An 18,297-nucleotide genomic window follows, 5' to 3' on the forward strand; every position below is an offset into this window, starting at 1 on the left:
TTTCAAACCAAAAATTAATTACAATCTCAACAAACTCTACGAAAATAAGCCTACTGTTTTGAAGAAAACACCCGTTAAAGGATCCTTATTAGTGCTTGTAATCGTCATTATGGTAAGATGAAAATATACATAAAAAGGGGATGATAGTTAATGTTGAAGAATGAAATGATCGAACGATTTACTTCTTATGTAAAAGTGGATACTCAGTCCAATGAAGAGAGTCAAACATGTCCTTCAACTCCTGGTCAGCTGACACTTGCTAATATGTTAGTAGATGAACTAAAGGAAATTGGCATGGAGGAAGTTTCAATTGATGAAAATGGTTATGTTATGGCTACTCTCCCATCCAATACCGATAAAGAAGTCCCAACGATTGGCTTTTTAGCACATGTTGATACTGCAACTGACTTTACTGGTACGGGTGTAAATCCACAGATTGTTGAAAGCTATGATGGAAACGATATTGTTTTAAATGAAAAATTACATATCACACTTTCTCCAAAGGACTTTCCTTATCTAGCTGACTACAAAGGACATACACTCATTACAACAGATGGTACGACTTTATTGGGAGCTGATAACAAGGCTGGTATTGCAGAAATTATGACCGCAATGGCTTATTTAATTAAGCACCCAGAAATCAAACATGGTAAAATTCGAGTAGCATTTACACCTGATGAAGAAATTGGTAGAGGACCTCATAAGTTTAATGTTGATGCATTTAATGCTACATATGCTTATACGATTGACGGAGGGCCACTAGGAGAACTTCAATACGAAAGCTTTAATGCAGCAGGAGCAAAAGTTAAAGTAAAAGGAAACAATATACATCCAGGCTCTGCCAAAGGAAAAATGGTCAATTCAGCTAAGATTGCAATGGAGTTTAATCGACGCCTTCCAAAAGAGGAAGCACCAGAATACACAGATGGATACGAAGGGTTTTACCATCTCATTTCCATTGAAGGAGACGTTGAGCACACTGTATTGAATTATATTATCCGTGACTTTGATAGAGAAAAATTTAATGCTAGAAAAGCTATGATTCAAAAGATTACTGATGAACTCAAAGCGGAATATGGAAATGACAATATTGTTTTAGAAATGAATGATCAATATTACAACATGAGAGAAAAAATTGAACCCGTTAAAGAAATCATTGACATTGCACATGAAGCAATGGAAAAGCTTGAAATTAAACCGATTATAGAACCAATTCGTGGTGGTACGGATGGTTCGCAACTCTCATACATGGGACTGCCTACACCTAATATCTTTACAGGTGGTGAAAACTTCCACGGTAAATATGAGTTTATCTCGGTGGAAAATATGCTTAAAGCAACAAATGTAATTGTAGAAATAGCCAAATCATTTGAAGAAAAAGCTAAATAAATGCATTATTAAGCGAGCAAAAAAGCTTCTACTTCGTATAATTACAAAGTAGAAGCTAGTTTTTTAAAATCACTATCTCGTGAATATGGGTATCCTCCTTACATAGCAGAAAAGCAAGTATGCCATTTATAGGCTGACTACCAATCCCATTATTTTACTCGCACTGTATAAATTCAATTAATTCACCGTCCAAGCCACTTACAAAGACCGTTTGCCATCCATTATCCAATTCCAATGGACCTTCTACAATCTTGATTTCATTCTCATTTAGCCAAGCAATAATATTGTGTATGCTTTCAACTTCAAACGCAAAATGAATATCGTCACTAGAAGATGCCCGTTCATTTTCATACAATTCAAGACGGAACTGATCAAATATTAGAAACGTGATTGGCTCATCTTCAACAATGATTGTCTTTTCAATTTCAAAGCCCAGTTTTCGATAAAACTGAATGGACTTGTTGACATGCTGAACCTCAAGCGCAATATGGTGAAAGCCTTTGATTAAGCTCATAAGATCATATTCATATCACCGAATTCATGCCATAAATAGCCTTCTTCAATGGCTTGCTGATATGCCTCCATTAAGTAACCCTCATTAATAAATGCTGATAATAATTGTAGGTGACTAGCTTCAGGTTCATGAAACCCAGTAATTAAGCCATCGACAATTTGTAAAGGATAATTTTTTGTTATATATAAATTCGTCCACCCTGTTTGTGATGATAATATATCCCCTTCGTTTGCAACAGTTTCCAATGCTCTGACAACAGTCGTACCGACAGCTATTACTCTATTACCATTTCGTTTCGCTTCTCTAATTATCTTAACTGTTTCTGGAGGTACATCATATGATTCATTATTTTCAGATGGTTGCTGATGGTATTTATCATCCAATAAATAACTTAATCCTGTATGAAGCTGAATAAATGCTACTTTAATTCCCTTTCGCTGAAGCTTTAATAAAAGCTCCCAACTAAATGCACGCCCTGCAGATGGCATTTCAACAGATCCTGGCTGTGCTGCATAGACAGTTTGATAATAATCTAGGCCCCACGGCTCTGTTATATATTCGTATCGAATGGGCTCACCTAGGGAATAAATTTGCTCATAAAGCTCTGAGCCTTTTAACGAGAACTGTAGTAAAAAGAAAGGCTCTCTGTCTGCTCTCTCCTTCACGGTAGCACATAATGTAGGTGAAATCATCAAGCGATCACCGGCCATAACATCATCATTCACAACTAATGCTTCCCAACTACTCTCTGTTAGTCGATGTGCTAAACGTATTTCAACTCGTTTCTTTACTTCATTATGACCCCGAAGTTGCTCACCATATAAAATGGCAGGGACTGTTCGACTATTATTTAAAACGAGTACATCTCCTGCTCCTAAAAATTTGTCTAAGTGAAAAAATGTTGAATGATTTACTGCGCCATTCGTACGATTCAGTACCAGCATTCTCACAAAATCCCTTCGAAGCCCTCGCCTTTCTGGAGGGGATGATGCATTGAGTTGATCAGGTAGTTCAAAGTTCAAAGCAGTCTGCATCATAAACCCTCCTTGTCTTCAAGGTATGTTTGTGCATTTAACCTTTGTCCATTAACCTTACTAGCTTTATCAGAAGCTAAATAGAGAAAAACATCTGTTAAATCGTTTGGATTTGCAAGAGGATAATCGCAATCTGGAACAGCAAGATCATGCATTTCAGTGTCCATCTCTCCCGGGTCAACCATATTTACTCGTACTCCTGTTTCAGCAACCTCATCTGCCCACGTTTCTGTTAATCCTTCTAATGCAAATTTTGAAATACCATAAGCACCCCATCCAGCATAACCAACATGACCAGCTTCAGAAGTAACATTAATAATTGACCCTTTATTTCGTTGAAGCATACTACTAATGACGCGTCGAGTTACAAGAAACGGACCAACTGTATTAACTTTTAAAACTTGCTGAAAATCCTCTTCAGGATAATCAAGTAAATATGGCATCGGACTTGGACCTAGCATTGAAGCGTTATTAATTAGCACATCAATATGACCAAAAGTATCTTCCGTTATTGCCACAAACCTTTCCACATCTCTAGGCTCAGATGCATCAGCCTTCATTGCTAACACCTTTACACCATATGAAAGTAACTCTTGCTCCACTTCCTGTAAGGCTATCTTACCCCTTGCACAAATGGCTAAATTTGCACCTTCCTTTGCAAAAGCTATCGCTAATGCCTTACCTAACCCTTTAGACGCTCCAGTTATCATCACAACTTTATTCTTCATCTGTCCCTCTCTCCTTTGTCTAGTGTTACTTTAATCATAAAAAAAAGCGACGTTGTTAACGTCGGAGAAAGGTATATATTTTTCATCAATAATTAGATTTAGAAGCTCTACTCCAAAAGGTTGAAAAAAGAGTTAAACTAGCTCAGATGTTTCGTACAATTATAAAGGTTACAAGCCCACTTACCTTCTATATTATTTAATATGGTAACTGACGTATTATGTAAATATACTTTCTGAAATTTATCAGGAAGTAAGTGCTTCAAAGTGAGACCGATTAAAGCGCCATGGCTTATTAATAGCACTCTTTTATGTTGATACTTATGTGCTATTTCTTCTATAAACTCGGAACCTCTCTTTGCAACATCGTCAAATGTTTCCATGCCAAGGTCCATCTCAAACCATTTGCTACCCCATCTTTCTACTCTTTCCTCTTCAGTTGTACCTTCAATTTCGCCACAGTTAATTTCACGTATTCTTTCATCGACAAAAGCAATAGGTAATTTTAATTTCTCACCAATAATTTGTCCCGTTTCTATTGCTCTTTGTAGGTCACTTGTAATAAGTACGTCCCAATTCTCTTCCTCAAATAAGCGATTCGCGACAGCTAAAGCTTGTTTCCTGCCTTCTTCATTTAAAGGGATATCTGATATACCTTGAGCTTTGTTTAAATCATTCCATTCAGTAACTCCATGCCTTATAAGCCCTATTGTTATCATGTAAAAACCCTCTCTTATCTACTATTCTATTAATCTATATAAGTTACCCTAGTTCTTTTTCTACTTGTTAACATAGGTCAGCTACATCACGCTTTATCCTATTACGTATTGTTGCTGTTTACTCATATATTGTTATACTTCGTCCTAGAAATATTAAAGAGTATACATCTAATGCACATGGTAACTATGCTACGTTAGATGGCGCTCGGATAGCACACTATCTACTATCTATTTTTAGTTACAAAACAATAAAGTTTACAAAAAGAGCATGTTCTGAAGACAGAATGCTAGGAATATTAATTAGTACGAGGGTATACGAACCAGAATTAGCAAGCTGGAATGACACATTAAACAAACGTTTGTTTAAAAAAGACTCTTTTTTCGGAAACTTTATTGCTATCGTTCGAAAACTTTGAGATAAAGATGTCGCTTTATACAACAGGCACTGTTTTACAGAAGAAAAGTTGCCACGTAATCTAATTGTATACGTGTTTATTTTTTAGAACGAAAACAACAATCTATGCGAGAGCAGCCTTAAATAAATACTAGAGCCTAACTTTACAATTAGACTCACATGTCATAGACCTTAGATACCAATAAAAACAACTCTACGATTTATATTCACTATTTGTAACAAATTGCTCCTCTTTGTTCTCTTTGCTTTCAGAACATTTATCATCGAAATAAACAGTTCATTGAAGGAATGGCATGATAAGAAATCCTTACTAAGGATTATCTACTCCCAATGCCATTTTTAAATATTCAATAAACATAATAGACTGTTCCTTTATCTTAATATCTTCCTTTGGTAAAATAGAATGGAGCGCTATGCCATCATTAAAAGCGACAATCGATCTTGCGATAATTTCACTATTATACTTCTTACTAAACTCACCACTATTTTGTCCCGCTTTAATGACAGAGTCATATATTTCAAAAACATTATAATACCGGTCTCTGCCATATTTTATTCGACGCTCATCATTTCTACCTGTGATAAAGAACTCTAAATTACTTGGAACAAATTTATCCATTTCATCACTAGGCTCCATTGCTTTACCATGCATGCTCGTTAATAGTAACTCCCAGTATGAGTCTACGCTTCCTTCCAACAATTCTTTGTTTTCTGAAACTTCTTTTACTAAGGCTTCCTTTAAAATCGTTTCATATAAATCTTCTTTATTTGAGAAATATTGATACAATCCACCCCTACTTACTTCAGCTTCCTCCATCACGTGCTTCATCGTAGCTCTTTCGTACCCATGTTTTATAAACACTTGTACTGCTGCCTTTATAATTTTAGCTCGGCGCTTCTGTAGATGCTCCTGGCTTACTTTCGGACACATTATCCTTTCCCCTCTCTATGCTGTTTTTTGCGAAAAACCCTATGAATGATACCATAATCAAGAGTGAGGCAGTAATCATAAACGTTGGAATAACTCCTATTGACGTTGCAAGCCATCCACCTAGTAGCGGCCCAATAATCGTTGCTGTTGTTGTAACACTATTAATGACCCCAAATACCCTTCCTGTCATATGACCAGGTGTTTCAACCTGTGCAGTGGCATAAAATGGTACAAAAACAACACCCGCTGCAAACCCTGCAAAAAATCCAAGTACAATACCCCATATAATCGAATAGTCTAAATCAACATAAGTTAATACGGACATCATACCAAAACTAAGACCGATTCCACAAACACCTATTAACATTAACGGAAAAGCATTATATTCAGTTTTTTTCGCTAATAGTAATCCGGAAAAAAACGTCCCTACGCCAGCTGCTGCAACTACATACCCAAACAAATCAGGAGATGCTGTCGTTAACTCTCTAATTAACACAATAATTTGAGAATCAGATAACTGTAATATCAATAGACTAAAACCTAAAAAGAACATTCCTACAAGCATAAATCTATTAGATTTAATAAACGACATCCCCAAAACAAAATCAGCTTTAAATGACGATTTAACGTTTTCTTCTTCATTATTTTCATCTTGTAACGAATTTACCGCATTTGGTAAAAACAAAATGATTAGAGCTGACACGATGAAAGTTGCTGAATCGATATAAAATACTAGTTTTGCACCAACCGCTGCAACTAATAACCCACTTAATAATGGCCCGATTACCTTCGTAGTTGAATCAATCATAGATGTAATTGACATGGCACCCTTCATATCATCTTGAGGTACTAGTTCTTTTAACTTACCGTTTTTCGCAGGAACAAACACCGCCGAAAACACACCAATTATAAACAAACAAATATATACCATCCATATAGCATCAGCAATCGTCAATATAAGGATGAGTCCTGCACGTACAACATCGGATACTATCATTAACGTCTTTCTATTAAGCCTATCTGCCACAACTCCTGCTACTGGACCTAACAGCGCCATTGGAACAGCCAAACACAAAAAGATAAGGGATACTTCCATCGGTGTAGCATTCCACTTTAAACCAACGAGAGTTATGATAGCGACAATACTTAACCAATCCCCAATACTTGATATAGCCTGAGCGACCATTAATGTTACATAACCTTTATTTTTCATTAAACTTTTCATTTAAACTTTCCCCCCTGCTTCCCTATAATAGACATTGATGTCGTTTTTTATTATTATAACGACATCAATGTCGATATTCAAGAGGTTTTTACAAAATTTTTCTAACTTATTGATTTTTTTGGGAACATTTCACTCTCAATCCGACGCGAGACGTAAAGAAAATCCAACTTACAGCATAGAATACTTATCATTTATCGGTAATAGAATATTAGTGCGTGTTCATAAAAGTTAATAGTGAAAACCTTTGGGACCATGTATTACCTGCTGTTTTGACTAAGCTCTTTTCATAGATTTGGTACTATTTATGCTTTGTTGTTATGCAAATAACAAAGAACAACGCGTTAAGTCATATGCAACTTGCATCGTTTATGAAAAAGCCTTGGCACCACGAAAACTAATTGAATAAGTCCGTACAATATCAATCCAATGCGAAAACAGCCATTGATAAACAATAATCAACTATAAAGCGCCCATTGTTCATCATAGAACAGCAGTTTTTTCATGATTTTTTTGACAGCTTCTCATTCAATTAAAGGGGGAATTTTGAGTGGAAATGTATAAAAAACCGGATGTTGAGCAATTTTTACGTGCCTACACAATTCAAGATTTTGTCGTAAGTAATGATGAAAGACAGCTCGTTTTCAGTACGAATATTAGTGGAAACTATAATTTATGGGGAATGGATTTACCAAGTCAATTTCCGTATCCACTCACATTTAATAATCAGAGCTGTCATGGACTTTGCTACGATATGGCAGGTAGATTTATCATTACAGCATTTGACCATGATGGTGATGAAAATTCACAGCTATACATGCTACCACCAGAGGGGGGGCAGCTTCAGCCTATTAGAATTGCTGAAGGGTTCCAGCATGTATCGCCTATCTTATCAGATGATGGAAAGCGCCTATATTACACTTCTAATAAGGAGGATCCAACCTTTCTGAAAAGCTATTGCTATCACATAGACACAAAGGAAGAAGAAATAATCATAGAAGGGGATGGTGGCGCTACATATTTATATGATATTAGCCCAAGTGAAGATAGTTTTCTTTTTATAAAGTATTTCTCTACTACACATATGCTAGCTTATGTAAAAGTAGATAATGAAGTGATTCCCCTAACACCAGAATCAGATGAGCAGCACATAGTTACAAATGGTGTTTATGCCTCAGACTCAGACATCTATTTCATTACTAATTATGGAGCAGATTTTTCATATATTGCGAAATTTGACTTAGCTGAAAAAGAATTTAGTAAAGTCGTTTCACTTCCACGTGAGGGCTTTAAAATGATTAAGTTCGATGAAAAACATCACCTTTTATATTTTGTGAGTGAGAAAGGTGTAGAGGATCAGCTATACTCTTATGATATTATTACAAACAAATTGACAGAACTTGAGAGTCCTATTAAAAGTATCGACAAACTAGAAGTGACTGCCCAAGGAAATGTATACCTCGTTGGTACATCTGCTACAAAACCTTCAAATATGTTTAGAAAACAAGCTAACAAACATCGTTGGGAACAACTTACGAATAACCGTGTTATGGGTGTACATGAAGACGAGCTTATTGATCCAACTGTCTTATCTTATCAATCATTTGATGGCCTTGACATAGAAGCGCTTTACTTTAAAGCAAATCCTGTGACTAGTAACGGTCACGTTATATTATGGCCACATGGAGGTCCTCAGCATGCTGAGCGCAAAGTATTTAACGGAGTTTTTCAGTGCCTTTTAAATGAAGGATATAGTATTTTTGCACCTAACTTCCGTGGTTCTACCGGATATGGTTTAGCATTTACAAAGATGGTTGAAGGCGACTGGGGACACGGACCAAGACTTGATAACATTGAAGGTCTAGAATTTTTATTTAAAAATGGGCTCGCTGCCCGTGACAAAGTATTTCTTATGGGCGGAAGCTACGGTGGTTACATGTCCCTATTACTTCACGGTAGACATTCACAATATTTTAAAGCGGTTGTCGATATTTGTGGACCTAGTGATCTATTCTCCTTCGTTGAGTCAGTACCAGAGCATTGGAAACCAATGTTGACCCAGTGGGTTGGGCACCCAGAAAAAGATAAAGAAAAGCTAATCGAGTTTTCACCGATCACTTATTTAGAAAATATGTCTAAGCCGATGTTGGTCATTCAAGGAGCTAACGACCCACGAGTAGTCAAGGAGGAATCTGATAAAATTGTCGCTGTTTTAAAAGAAAAAGGTCGTGAAGTTGAATACCTCGTTTTAGAAGACGAGGGGCATGGGTTTTCCAAAAAAGAAAATGAGGTAATAGTATACAGAGCAATATGCGAGTTTTTTAATAAATATTTATAGTCTGTAAGTATTAATTAAACTAGCCTTGTTGCTATTCTTTAGCTCTTTTCGTATGAGTCAACGATATATATTATGTGTTTAAGTCATTAGAGAAAAAAATAGTGCATAAATTCGAATGACAATAGCCTTAGATAAACAAACACACGACATGTTAATTATGTCGTGTGTTTTCTATTGTATTTATTTTTTCACCTTACCGATAAGTACAACTAATCCTAAAATAAAGAGAACTAAAGAAGGCATTGCTGCGCCCATACCTTGGCCCGCATTCAAGTGTGAAAATACAGCCCCTCCCATAAGAATGACTAATCCTGTTGAAGCAAGTAAAGCAATTGTTGATTTCCAGTATCCAACAATTAGCCCAATCCCTCCTAAGATTTCACAAGCGGCTATAAAGTACATAAACCCAACAGCATACCCGAATCCCCCTGCCATCATTTCAAGTTGTTCTGTACCACCTACAAATTTCATTACACCAGATAAAATAAATGCAACTGCAAGTAATCCTTGAATAATACGAGTAACCCATTTCATATATTTACACTCTCCCTTTGTTTTTTATAATTTTTGTGCACCGAAACCAATTTTCTTTAATAATTCAATTAACTGTTGTTTCTCATCGTTCGTAACAAACGATAGATTTTGAGAAATTGTTTCAACGTGTTTCGGAAATATCGTATCAAATAATTCCTTTCCTTTTTCTGTTAGGGTAACATTGAACGCTCTTCTATCTGAAGGAATTGGTTCTCTTTTGACCATGTCTTTCTTTTCAAGCTTATCTACAACATATGTGATACTCCCACTTGGAATAGAAAAAGTTTCGCTAATCTTTTGAACAGGATGTGGACCTTTACTATACAGAAGCTCAAGAATCATAAATTGTTCATGACTAATTCCGTAACTGTCTATATCTAAGCTAATGTTTTTGAAGACAGTATTAAAGGATTTCATCCAAACGCGAAACAACCTTAGATCAAGTTCACTTTGATCATCTCCTTGAAACATGATTTTCATCTCCTTTTATCATTGGGATAAATTAATCAACACAAGAACAACGTGAATATGTGACTCCTTTATTGCTTTCTCTTTATAACGAGTTAAATCATGTATAAGTTATCCTATAATTATTTATCCTATCTTTAGGATGTTTTTATCCTAACATTAGGATAAATGTTTGTCAACAAAACTTGAGCTAAAATTTTTCCTTTCTATTAACATTAATTTACAACATGAAAACATATCCTTAAATTACTTAAAATCACATTTTAAATAAAGGCTCTTTTCGTAAACTTTGTTGCTATTTTCACTAAGATTCGACAGTATGACGAGCTTTATGAGAGCTCACTAATTGTATAAGTAGAAAAGATGCCACGAACACTGGGTGTATACATGACTATACATTTGAACGAAAAACAACAATCAATGCGAAAACAGCCTAGATAAAAGACCCTTATAAATGATTATGATAATTTGGGGAATTTTTTATGCATAAAATCCGAGCGTTTTCTAACGGGTTACGAAATAGTGCTTGGAGTGAACAAAAATTTACTAACCTTTATTTAAAGGCTCTTTTTGTAAACTTTGTTGTTCTTTCACTTACATTTCAGAAACTGAGGTTGTTTGATATAATTTTTTTGTCTTTAGCGAAGAAATGATGCCGCGAACGTTTGTTAAATTCGTGTTTAGCTCGTGTTACGGAAAGCAACAATTAATTCGAAAACAGCAACTTTAAAAGATGTATTGTTCCATGAACTAGGACACCACGTTGAAAATATATCACATGATTTTAAGAAAAAGAACTATGAAGAAAGAGAGCGTTTTGCATAATGGTTTGCATTGGAATTTCGAATAAAAGGAAGAGGTTGATAGCTAATTGTGCAACACAGGGAAATAACATGCGATTCTGTTAGTCCTAAAAGTATATAGAAAAAAATCAGAAAGTGAAAATATATCAAGGTTGGGGGTAGCTCTATGCGAGCCCCCCCTTTTTTTATTGATTAGATAAAACCCGATTAAAGGATTAATGAAATAAATAGCATTCTCCCCTAGTCTCTCCCTTTAAGACTTTTACTATAAACAGCTTTTTCTTTCGGTAATAGCTGACCAATTAATGCGGGCAAACTCCAATTCACCTTTTCAAATGGTCCGATAATTGACGTTGCAAATGGCAAGTGACTAAAGATAAAAGAAAATCCTATAGATAAAACTGTTGTTATAATAAAAATTGCTATACTTAAAGAAATATAATGGCCTGTAATATGATTATTCTCAATAAATGTAACGACTAGTTGAAGGAAAAACAAATGAGCTAAATACGAACCATAAGTAAACTTTCCTATAAATGCTAACAATTTGTATAAAAATGTTCTCGTTTGAACAATGATCATAGACAATCCATATAATAAAATAATTTCAGAAACGACATACAAAAACATAGATGGCTTTAAATATGTTGATGCTTGTAAATCTATTTGTGTAACACCATTAAATGCTACTAATTCATAACCTACTACAATAAATAAACCTAAAAAAATAAAAGTGTTTAATGCTACATATTTTGAAACAAATTTTCTCCATGCGGTCAGTTTTAATGCAACTAATCCACCTAGGAAGAAATAAAAAGAATAGAATAACAAACTTCTGTCTGTATACTTTAACCACGCCACGTCTGTTAACAAATTACCATTAAATATAAATCGAGATGACAACCACATAAGCAATAAATAACTTACTGCTACGCAACCAACCGTATAAGCAATGTGCTTAGCAGATGTGAATTTCTTATCCAGCCATTTAAATATCACAAAGAGCAGCGGAAATACTAGATGAAATTGAAACACCATCACTACATACCATAAATGCGGAGCAGCTGACCCTGTAAATATCGATTTTATCATTTCACTTAATGTAAGAGTTGAAGTACTCGTAAAGTTTGTGAAGAAAATCACATATATAGCCGACCAAAATAAATATGGCACTATTAACTCAGACCACTTTTGAGTAATGTAAGGTGCATACTTCACTTGCTGTTTATGATGATATATTAAGTGAAATCCAGTTACGAAAATAAAGACAGGTGCAGAAAATTTTACGAAGTTAAATAACATACCAATCATCACTGTCTCTTCTGGTGAAATATTTCCTTGATCTACAGCAAAGATCAAAGAACTTTGGAAAACGACAGCTAAGAAAGCTAAACTTTTTATAATATTTACTTCTGAAGCTTTTCGTTGGTGATTTATAATCTGAGACATGTTAATCACTCACTCCTAGAAATCTATGCTTCTAGTATATACCTCCTACCTATTATTTTTATATATAGATTTGCTCATAAGTCTTAACAATTTATTGGATATTTAAAACAATTGTAGAATGAAGCGTTTACATCCTAACTTTTTTCCGGCATTCAATAGATGTAAGCATCCCGAAAGCGTTCATCAGCCACAACTAAATAACCTGCATTAAGTAAATGACTAGTGAGTCTTCCCTCACTGGACAATTACTAATTCTAACCTTGTACAGTCTGACTTTGTTCATCAAGCATCCGAAATGCTTTTTCCACCTTCTCTTCTGGTATATTGTTATACCTATCTCCAATGCTTACCTCGAAATAACATGTATTGTTTAGTGACTCTTTTACATAGCTCGTTAAACCAACTTGCGTCTCACGATATATTGAGACTAGTATTGGTATAATTACATCTTTTGGCGCATCAACATGCACATGGAACATATTAGAAACCGGATTGAGTGGTCTAGTTGATATAAAGTCGCATTCATTAATCATTCCTGCAAGCTTCTTTGTGGCATCAAAATACTCTCCCATTCTATGTATCCGTTCATTAAAATAATAATCAGCACTAATGATATAAGGATATAAGCTAATTAAGTCACCACCGTGACGTCTTTTCCAGACTTTCGAATCATCAGTAAATTTGTTATCACCAGCAAGAATCGCTCCAGCAATCCCACCAATCCCTTTATAAAGAGACACATAAACACTATCAAAAAGGCTACAAACTTCAGCTGCAGTCTTCTCGTAGTACGGAAGAATTTCAAATAATCTAGCTCCGTCCAAATGTAGCTTAATCCCCTTATCTCTACAGTATAGAGAAATAGATTTTAGTGTTTTATAATCTGGCAATTGCCCCCCAATCTCACGTTGAGGTAGCTCTAATAATATGCAAGCCACATCCTCATCAATACTTACAATATCCTCCAAAGTAATGAGTCTATCTTTATCCGCTAATAACACAGGTTCAATATGGTGTAATTCTTTCAACCCATCCTCTTCATGAATTTCTAAATGACATAATGGATGATAACCAACTTTTTTTAGTCCTTTATGTTCACACCATATTCTTAATGCGATCTGCTGTGCCATCGTTCCACTTGGAAAAAACACAGCTGATTCTTTCCCTAAAAACTCTGCCATTTTCACTTCGAAATTTTCAATTATTTTACCCTTACCATAAATATCACTCTCAAGCCCTTCGGCAATATCTTTAAAAGATTCCTTTAAAACTCGGATATCTCGTTTGCTATGACCTGCTATTTGATATGTTGTTTCTTTATAAGCTTCCAGTAAAGGATTCATTTCACTCATTACAACTGCTCCCATCTTTATTTTTTTTTGGCTTTTTTCGTTAACTTTGCTGCTACTCAGCAAAATCATCTTGGGATAAAAAATAACCGCACTATTATTTACAATTAGTTGCTAGTTTTCTTACGGTTATTCTTAACCGTAAGTACTAAAATGAGTACAGCTGGAATGAACGTGACAATGTTTGTTAATATAATTGCTAAATCTCCTATGATGAAACCATATATTGCCCAAATAAACACTCCCAAAGTAAAAGAACTGTACATTAAAATTGATATATCTTGTGTTCTATTTGTTACCAATACTTTAATAGCCTGTGGAATAAATGCACAACTCGTTAATATACCTGCTAAAATACCTAGATAAGTAATAGACATGTCCTTCCTCCGTTTGCGATCGCATTTATTAAATTCTATTGCAATATTATTCGTCTAACATGTTATACTCTTTTTCTCCCAGATGCTACAAATACCCCGACCTTTAGATTTTGAAACATCTTCACTTCCATCTATAAGACCACAATCTTATTTAACTACCCTTCGCTGTTTTTAATTGAGTCATTATAACGACACTGAAAACACATAAATGGCCCTTAATAATAGGCTGTTTTCACATTGATTGTGGTATTTCGTCATTAGATATAAACACACATACTCTAGCATTCATCTTTTCTTCTGTACAACGATGATTGACATGTAAAACCACTTTTTATGGTACTCATTCGATAACAATAGCAACAGAGTCTATGAAATGAGCCTTTACTAAAAATAGCACTACAGTTAATGAAAAGAGCCTACTAATATTAATCATGCTTATATTCAATTAGCCAGCAGTCTCGATGCTCGCCTTCATGGAATTCATGTTTAGGTAACATTTTCACTTTGTTAAAACCACACTTTTCATAACAGCGAATGGCTCTGTCATTCCACGTTTGAGGATCCATTACTACTCTATCTGCTTGCTTTTTTTCACATAAAAACTTCACCATAGACCGTACGAGAAGCGTACCAATACCTTTATTCCAATATTCTACTTCTCCAATAAACTGATCGATACCGTATACACGTTCAGGAATTTTCACATAATCGTAAGCTTTTCTTGTTGCATCATCTAATTCATAAAATTGAATGTAGCCAATCTCAACTCCTTCATACTCAACGATACAACCTGTTACACCGTTCAGTCTGTTATAAAACTCCATATTTACTTTTTCAACATTAAATGGGTTATCTCTGCCTTCATAATATTTGAGAACGATAGGGTTAGAAAGCCATTTAGCTAATAATATATTATCTTTTAATTCTAGTTGACGAACTATTAACTTGTTGTTTTGAAATAACACCTAGATATCCTCCACTAAAAGAACTTATGTAATAATTCGTTGTTTTAATGGTAATTCCTTTTTATACAACGTCTACACTACCTGTTCAATGTTTTATAGCGCTTAAACACCAGCTACCACAACTTCAATTCGATTAATAAAATTCACCGATCGTAATTTTTTAGCAAGAGCATAAGTCGGATAAATATTACGTGTAGTGCTATCAACTCCCATAATTAAAATACAAAAAAGTGAACAACAGCTCCTAAAACCATACTTCTTTTAGCATGTAATGGGTTGTTTTTCGTATTAGGAAGTAAACACGTACACAACTAGAATTCTTGGCATCTTTTATTTTGTACAACAATGTTAACAAAACGAGCCTTAAAAAAAGAAAAGCGCTCGGAAAAATTTCCGAGCGCTTGTTGAGTGCTATATTTATTACTAAGGCTGTTTTCGCGTTACTTTTCGTACAATAAATAAACACGCATAAAGCCAAGTTTTGGGGCATCTTTTCTTGTATTTTAGAAACCGCGGCAACAAAGTTTAGAAAAGAGCCATTCTGAATTTCATCGTTTATTAACATGCTTTTACATTTAGACCGACGAGACTTAATGTTCAGGTTTTACTTGAACAGCCATGCTTTTTTTCAATAACTGTTTTGCTTCTTTGAAAGTAACAAAATCCTTACCTTGTTCATCCCATAAACGATACTTTAAAGACTGTAAACTTTTCGCCATTGTTATTGTTGGTACATTTTCTAAAGGCTTAGTATTGTTGTGTGCCTTCTCTAATTCATAGTTTGGTACTCTTGGACTTAGATGGTGCACGTGATGGTAGCCAATATTACCAGTAAGGAATTGTAAAATTTTTGGTAGTTTATAAAATGAGCTGCCCTCTACTGCTGCAAGTACATATTCCCATTCTTGATCTTTTTCAAAATACGATTGTTCAAATGTATGTTGTACATAAAAGAGCCATATACCTGCTGAACCTGAGATCATGAAAATGGAACCATGTATGATTAGAAATGATTGCCAGCCTATTCCCCAGCATAACAATCCTATCAGAGCAGCGATAAGAACATTTGTTAAATAAGTATTCATGCGCTCTTTCTTTTTCGCACCCTTGCGGTTAAATCTATTTGTCAAAAAGAAAACGTAAATTGGACCTAATATAAACATAACGAACGGATTTCTAAATAGACGATAAGCTAAACGAGTTCTAAATGGTGCTGCTACATATTCATCTATTGTAAGGGTCCATATATCCCCTGTCCCACGTTTGTCTAAATTACCACTTGTAGCGTGATGAACGGAATGCTCATGCCCCCATTTATCAAACGGAAATAACGTGATGACTCCTGTGATTGTCCCAACCAAGCGATTGACACGTCGATTTTTAAAAAACGAATGGTGTGTACAATCATGGAAAATAATGAAAACCCTTACTAAAAATCCAGCAGCTAGCACAATAGGAACGAGTGCTAACAAATAAGATACTGAAAGACTTATATATGCAAGGTACCATAAGATAAAAAATGGTCCGATTGTATTTATTATCTGCCACACACTTTTTGCTGTAGTCGACTTCTCAAAAGGAGAAACTTGTTTTCTCAAATTTTTCATGCTCTTTTGTAAGGTCATATCCGTCGAATTCCCTTCCGTAACGTAGATAATTTATATTATAGAGCAATGAAATAATAATGTTAGTAGCAGGTATCATATACAAACTATGATAAATGTCATATAGGAGGTCAGTAGCCCAGTGATATTAAGCATTGGGCTACCTACCCCCATCACATTATTGTATTAAAGAATGTAGCTCCTCCATTTTCAACAGACGTTAAGATGAAAAATATGGTAAAATATACGTAGGTAGTGAAAAAGAAATCCTACTTTTGAAAAACTTTGTTGCCATTGTTCCTATATGCAAAAGAAATAACTATCGTTTTACGTAACAGCTAACTTATTATAAGGGAAAAACGCCACATAATTGGGTTGTGTACGTAGTTAATCGTTAAACGAAAAACAACAATCAATGTGAAAACAGCTAAAAGGAAAGAGACAGGACGTGACTAAATTGAAGCGCATGCTTGCTGTAAGTGATATTCATGGAGATATAGAAAAGTTTGAGAGACTTTTAACATTAGTTAAATATAATAAAGAACAAGATCAATTACTTTTATTAGGAGATTATGTCGATAGAGGTCCACATTCAAGAGCAGTCATTGATAAAATTATTCAATTGAAGAATGACGGTGCCATTGCTTTACTTGGTAACCATGACAAGATGATGATAGATGCATTTGCTAACCAAGATGATCCAATGAACCTAAAAAGATGGTATTACAACGGGGGTATTAAGACGCTTCAAAATTATGGGTATGAGATCAAAAGAGATGATGCTAAATATTGGTATACAACGGCTGAATTCCCAGATCCTATAGCAATCAATGATGAAATTCACCCACACATTGAGTTTTTAAAGGACCTTCCCTATTATTATGAAACTGAAGACTATATTTTTGTACATGCTGGAGTTCATCCCGAAACACCTATACATGATACAGATCCATACACATTAGTGTGGATTCGAGAAGAATTTCATCAGGGCTATACAGGGGACAAAACCGTAATCTTCGGACACACACCTACAAACTATTTACATAAGCGTCCTGATGTTTTTTTTGGCAAAAATAACATTATCGGAATTGATGGTGGATGCGCTTACGGTCGCAGACTTAATTGTTTAGAACTACCTAGCATGAACGTTTTATATGTTGAATAGTGAATGTTATAACTTCCTATTTTTGTATATTATGATGAGTATATTATAATGCACTACTATCATAAACCAGTTTTCGCTAAAACAAAAGTACTCCAGCCATTACATATATAGATAAAAAATCCGACCTAAACTCTCATGTTAATAACGAGAATTTAGGCTTTTATTTTAACAAACCCTTATTATGATTTTTGAAATATCACAGCATATACTCACTAAAATTGGACACGATACTAAAATTTTTCTGCCAAGTACAACAAACTCACTTGAGAAGGCTTTCGGTATTAGAAAGGACTCTT

The 18,297-nt window shown here is 34.9% G+C and carries 16 protein-coding genes; 3 read left to right on the forward strand and 13 right to left on the reverse strand.

Annotation, left to right across the window (positions count from 1 at the left end):
* Positions 1-153: 153 nt before the first annotated feature.
* The gene (pepT, locus tag SLH48_RS12345; protein WP_320258461.1) at positions 154-1,389 is read left to right on the forward strand and encodes a peptidase T; all 1,236 of its coding nucleotides are present in this window, start codon (positions 154-156) and stop codon (positions 1,387-1,389) included.
* Between the two features lie 154 nt (positions 1,390-1,543).
* Here the strand turns inward: pepT and SLH48_RS12350 are convergent, their stop codons facing one another.
* The 6 genes from SLH48_RS12350 to SLH48_RS12375 all read right to left on the reverse strand — a co-directional run bounded on the left by SLH48_RS12350 (position 1,544) and on the right by SLH48_RS12375 (position 6,952).
* Positions 1,544-1,903: a VOC family protein gene (locus tag SLH48_RS12350; RefSeq protein ID WP_320258409.1), complete on the reverse strand. Its 360-nt coding sequence runs from the start codon at positions 1,901-1,903 to the stop codon at positions 1,544-1,546.
* Positions 1,900-2,937: an S-adenosylmethionine:tRNA ribosyltransferase-isomerase gene (locus SLH48_RS12355; RefSeq protein ID WP_320258410.1), complete on the reverse strand. Its 1,038-nt coding sequence runs from the start codon at positions 2,935-2,937 to the stop codon at positions 1,900-1,902. The genes SLH48_RS12350 and SLH48_RS12355 overlap by 4 nt, the downstream gene beginning before the upstream one ends.
* On the reverse strand, positions 2,937-3,665 hold the full coding sequence (locus tag SLH48_RS12360; RefSeq protein ID WP_320258411.1) for an SDR family oxidoreductase: 729 nt from the start codon (positions 3,663-3,665) through the stop codon (positions 2,937-2,939). Before SLH48_RS12360 ends, SLH48_RS12355 begins: the two co-directional genes overlap by 1 nt.
* Positions 3,666-3,802: 137 nt before the next feature.
* Positions 3,803-4,381 carry a histidine phosphatase family protein gene (locus SLH48_RS12365; RefSeq protein WP_320258412.1) on the reverse strand — a complete coding sequence of 193 codons (579 nt, stop codon included), beginning with the start codon at positions 4,379-4,381 and terminating at the stop codon, positions 3,803-3,805.
* A gap of 725 nt (positions 4,382-5,106) precedes the next feature.
* The gene (locus SLH48_RS12370; protein WP_320258413.1) at positions 5,107-5,727 is read right to left on the reverse strand and encodes a TetR/AcrR family transcriptional regulator; all 621 of its coding nucleotides are present in this window, start codon (positions 5,725-5,727) and stop codon (positions 5,107-5,109) included.
* A complete protein-coding gene (locus SLH48_RS12375; RefSeq protein ID WP_320258414.1) occupies positions 5,681-6,952 on the reverse strand; it encodes an MFS transporter in 1,272 nt (423 codons plus the stop codon). Before SLH48_RS12375 ends, SLH48_RS12370 begins: the two co-directional genes overlap by 47 nt.
* A gap of 553 nt (positions 6,953-7,505) precedes the next feature.
* Here SLH48_RS12375 and SLH48_RS12380 point away from each other — a divergent pair.
* On the forward strand, positions 7,506-9,287 hold the full coding sequence (locus tag SLH48_RS12380; RefSeq protein ID WP_413785418.1) for a S9 family peptidase: 1,782 nt from the start codon (positions 7,506-7,508) through the stop codon (positions 9,285-9,287).
* A 180-nt stretch (positions 9,288-9,467) separates the two neighbouring features.
* On the opposite strand, the gene SLH48_RS12385 is transcribed toward SLH48_RS12380, so the two are convergent.
* The 7 genes from SLH48_RS12385 to SLH48_RS12415 form a co-directional block, all read right to left on the reverse strand.
* Positions 9,468-9,821, reverse strand: a complete 354-nt coding sequence (locus SLH48_RS12385) for a DoxX family protein (protein ID WP_214483997.1) — start codon at positions 9,819-9,821, stop codon at positions 9,468-9,470.
* Positions 9,822-9,845: 24 nt separating this feature from the next.
* A complete protein-coding gene (locus tag SLH48_RS12390) occupies positions 9,846-10,292 on the reverse strand; it encodes a MarR family winged helix-turn-helix transcriptional regulator (protein WP_214483996.1) in 447 nt (148 codons plus the stop codon).
* Positions 10,293-11,332: 1,040 nt separating this feature from the next.
* The gene (locus SLH48_RS12395) at positions 11,333-12,541 is read right to left on the reverse strand and encodes an acyltransferase (RefSeq protein ID WP_320258416.1); all 1,209 of its coding nucleotides are present in this window, start codon (positions 12,539-12,541) and stop codon (positions 11,333-11,335) included.
* Positions 12,542-12,795: 254 nt separating this feature from the next.
* On the reverse strand, positions 12,796-13,893 hold the full coding sequence (locus SLH48_RS12400) for a threonine aldolase family protein (protein WP_320258417.1): 1,098 nt from the start codon (positions 13,891-13,893) through the stop codon (positions 12,796-12,798).
* A 104-nt stretch (positions 13,894-13,997) separates the two neighbouring features.
* Entirely contained in the window at positions 13,998-14,267 is a 270-nt protein-coding gene (locus SLH48_RS12405) for a SemiSWEET transporter (RefSeq protein WP_214483994.1), read from the reverse strand.
* 425 nt (positions 14,268-14,692) lie between these two features.
* Positions 14,693-15,232 carry a GNAT family N-acetyltransferase gene (locus SLH48_RS12410; protein WP_320258418.1) on the reverse strand — a complete coding sequence of 180 codons (540 nt, stop codon included), beginning with the start codon at positions 15,230-15,232 and terminating at the stop codon, positions 14,693-14,695.
* A 590-nt stretch (positions 15,233-15,822) separates the two neighbouring features.
* Complete coding sequence (locus SLH48_RS12415; RefSeq protein ID WP_320258419.1) at positions 15,823-16,857, reverse strand: fatty acid desaturase; 1,035 nt, start codon at positions 16,855-16,857, stop codon at positions 15,823-15,825.
* 436 nt (positions 16,858-17,293) lie between these two features.
* Here SLH48_RS12415 and SLH48_RS12420 point away from each other — a divergent pair, with 436 nt between their 5' ends.
* Complete coding sequence (locus SLH48_RS12420; protein ID WP_320258462.1) at positions 17,294-18,001, forward strand: metallophosphoesterase family protein; 708 nt, start codon at positions 17,294-17,296, stop codon at positions 17,999-18,001.
* The last annotated feature ends 296 nt before the right edge of the window (positions 18,002-18,297 follow it).

Origin of the sequence: Cytobacillus sp. IB215316, assembly GCF_033963865.1 — a bacterium.
Taxonomy (GTDB): Bacteria; Bacillota; Bacilli; order Bacillales; family SM2101; genus Nanhaiella; species Nanhaiella sioensis.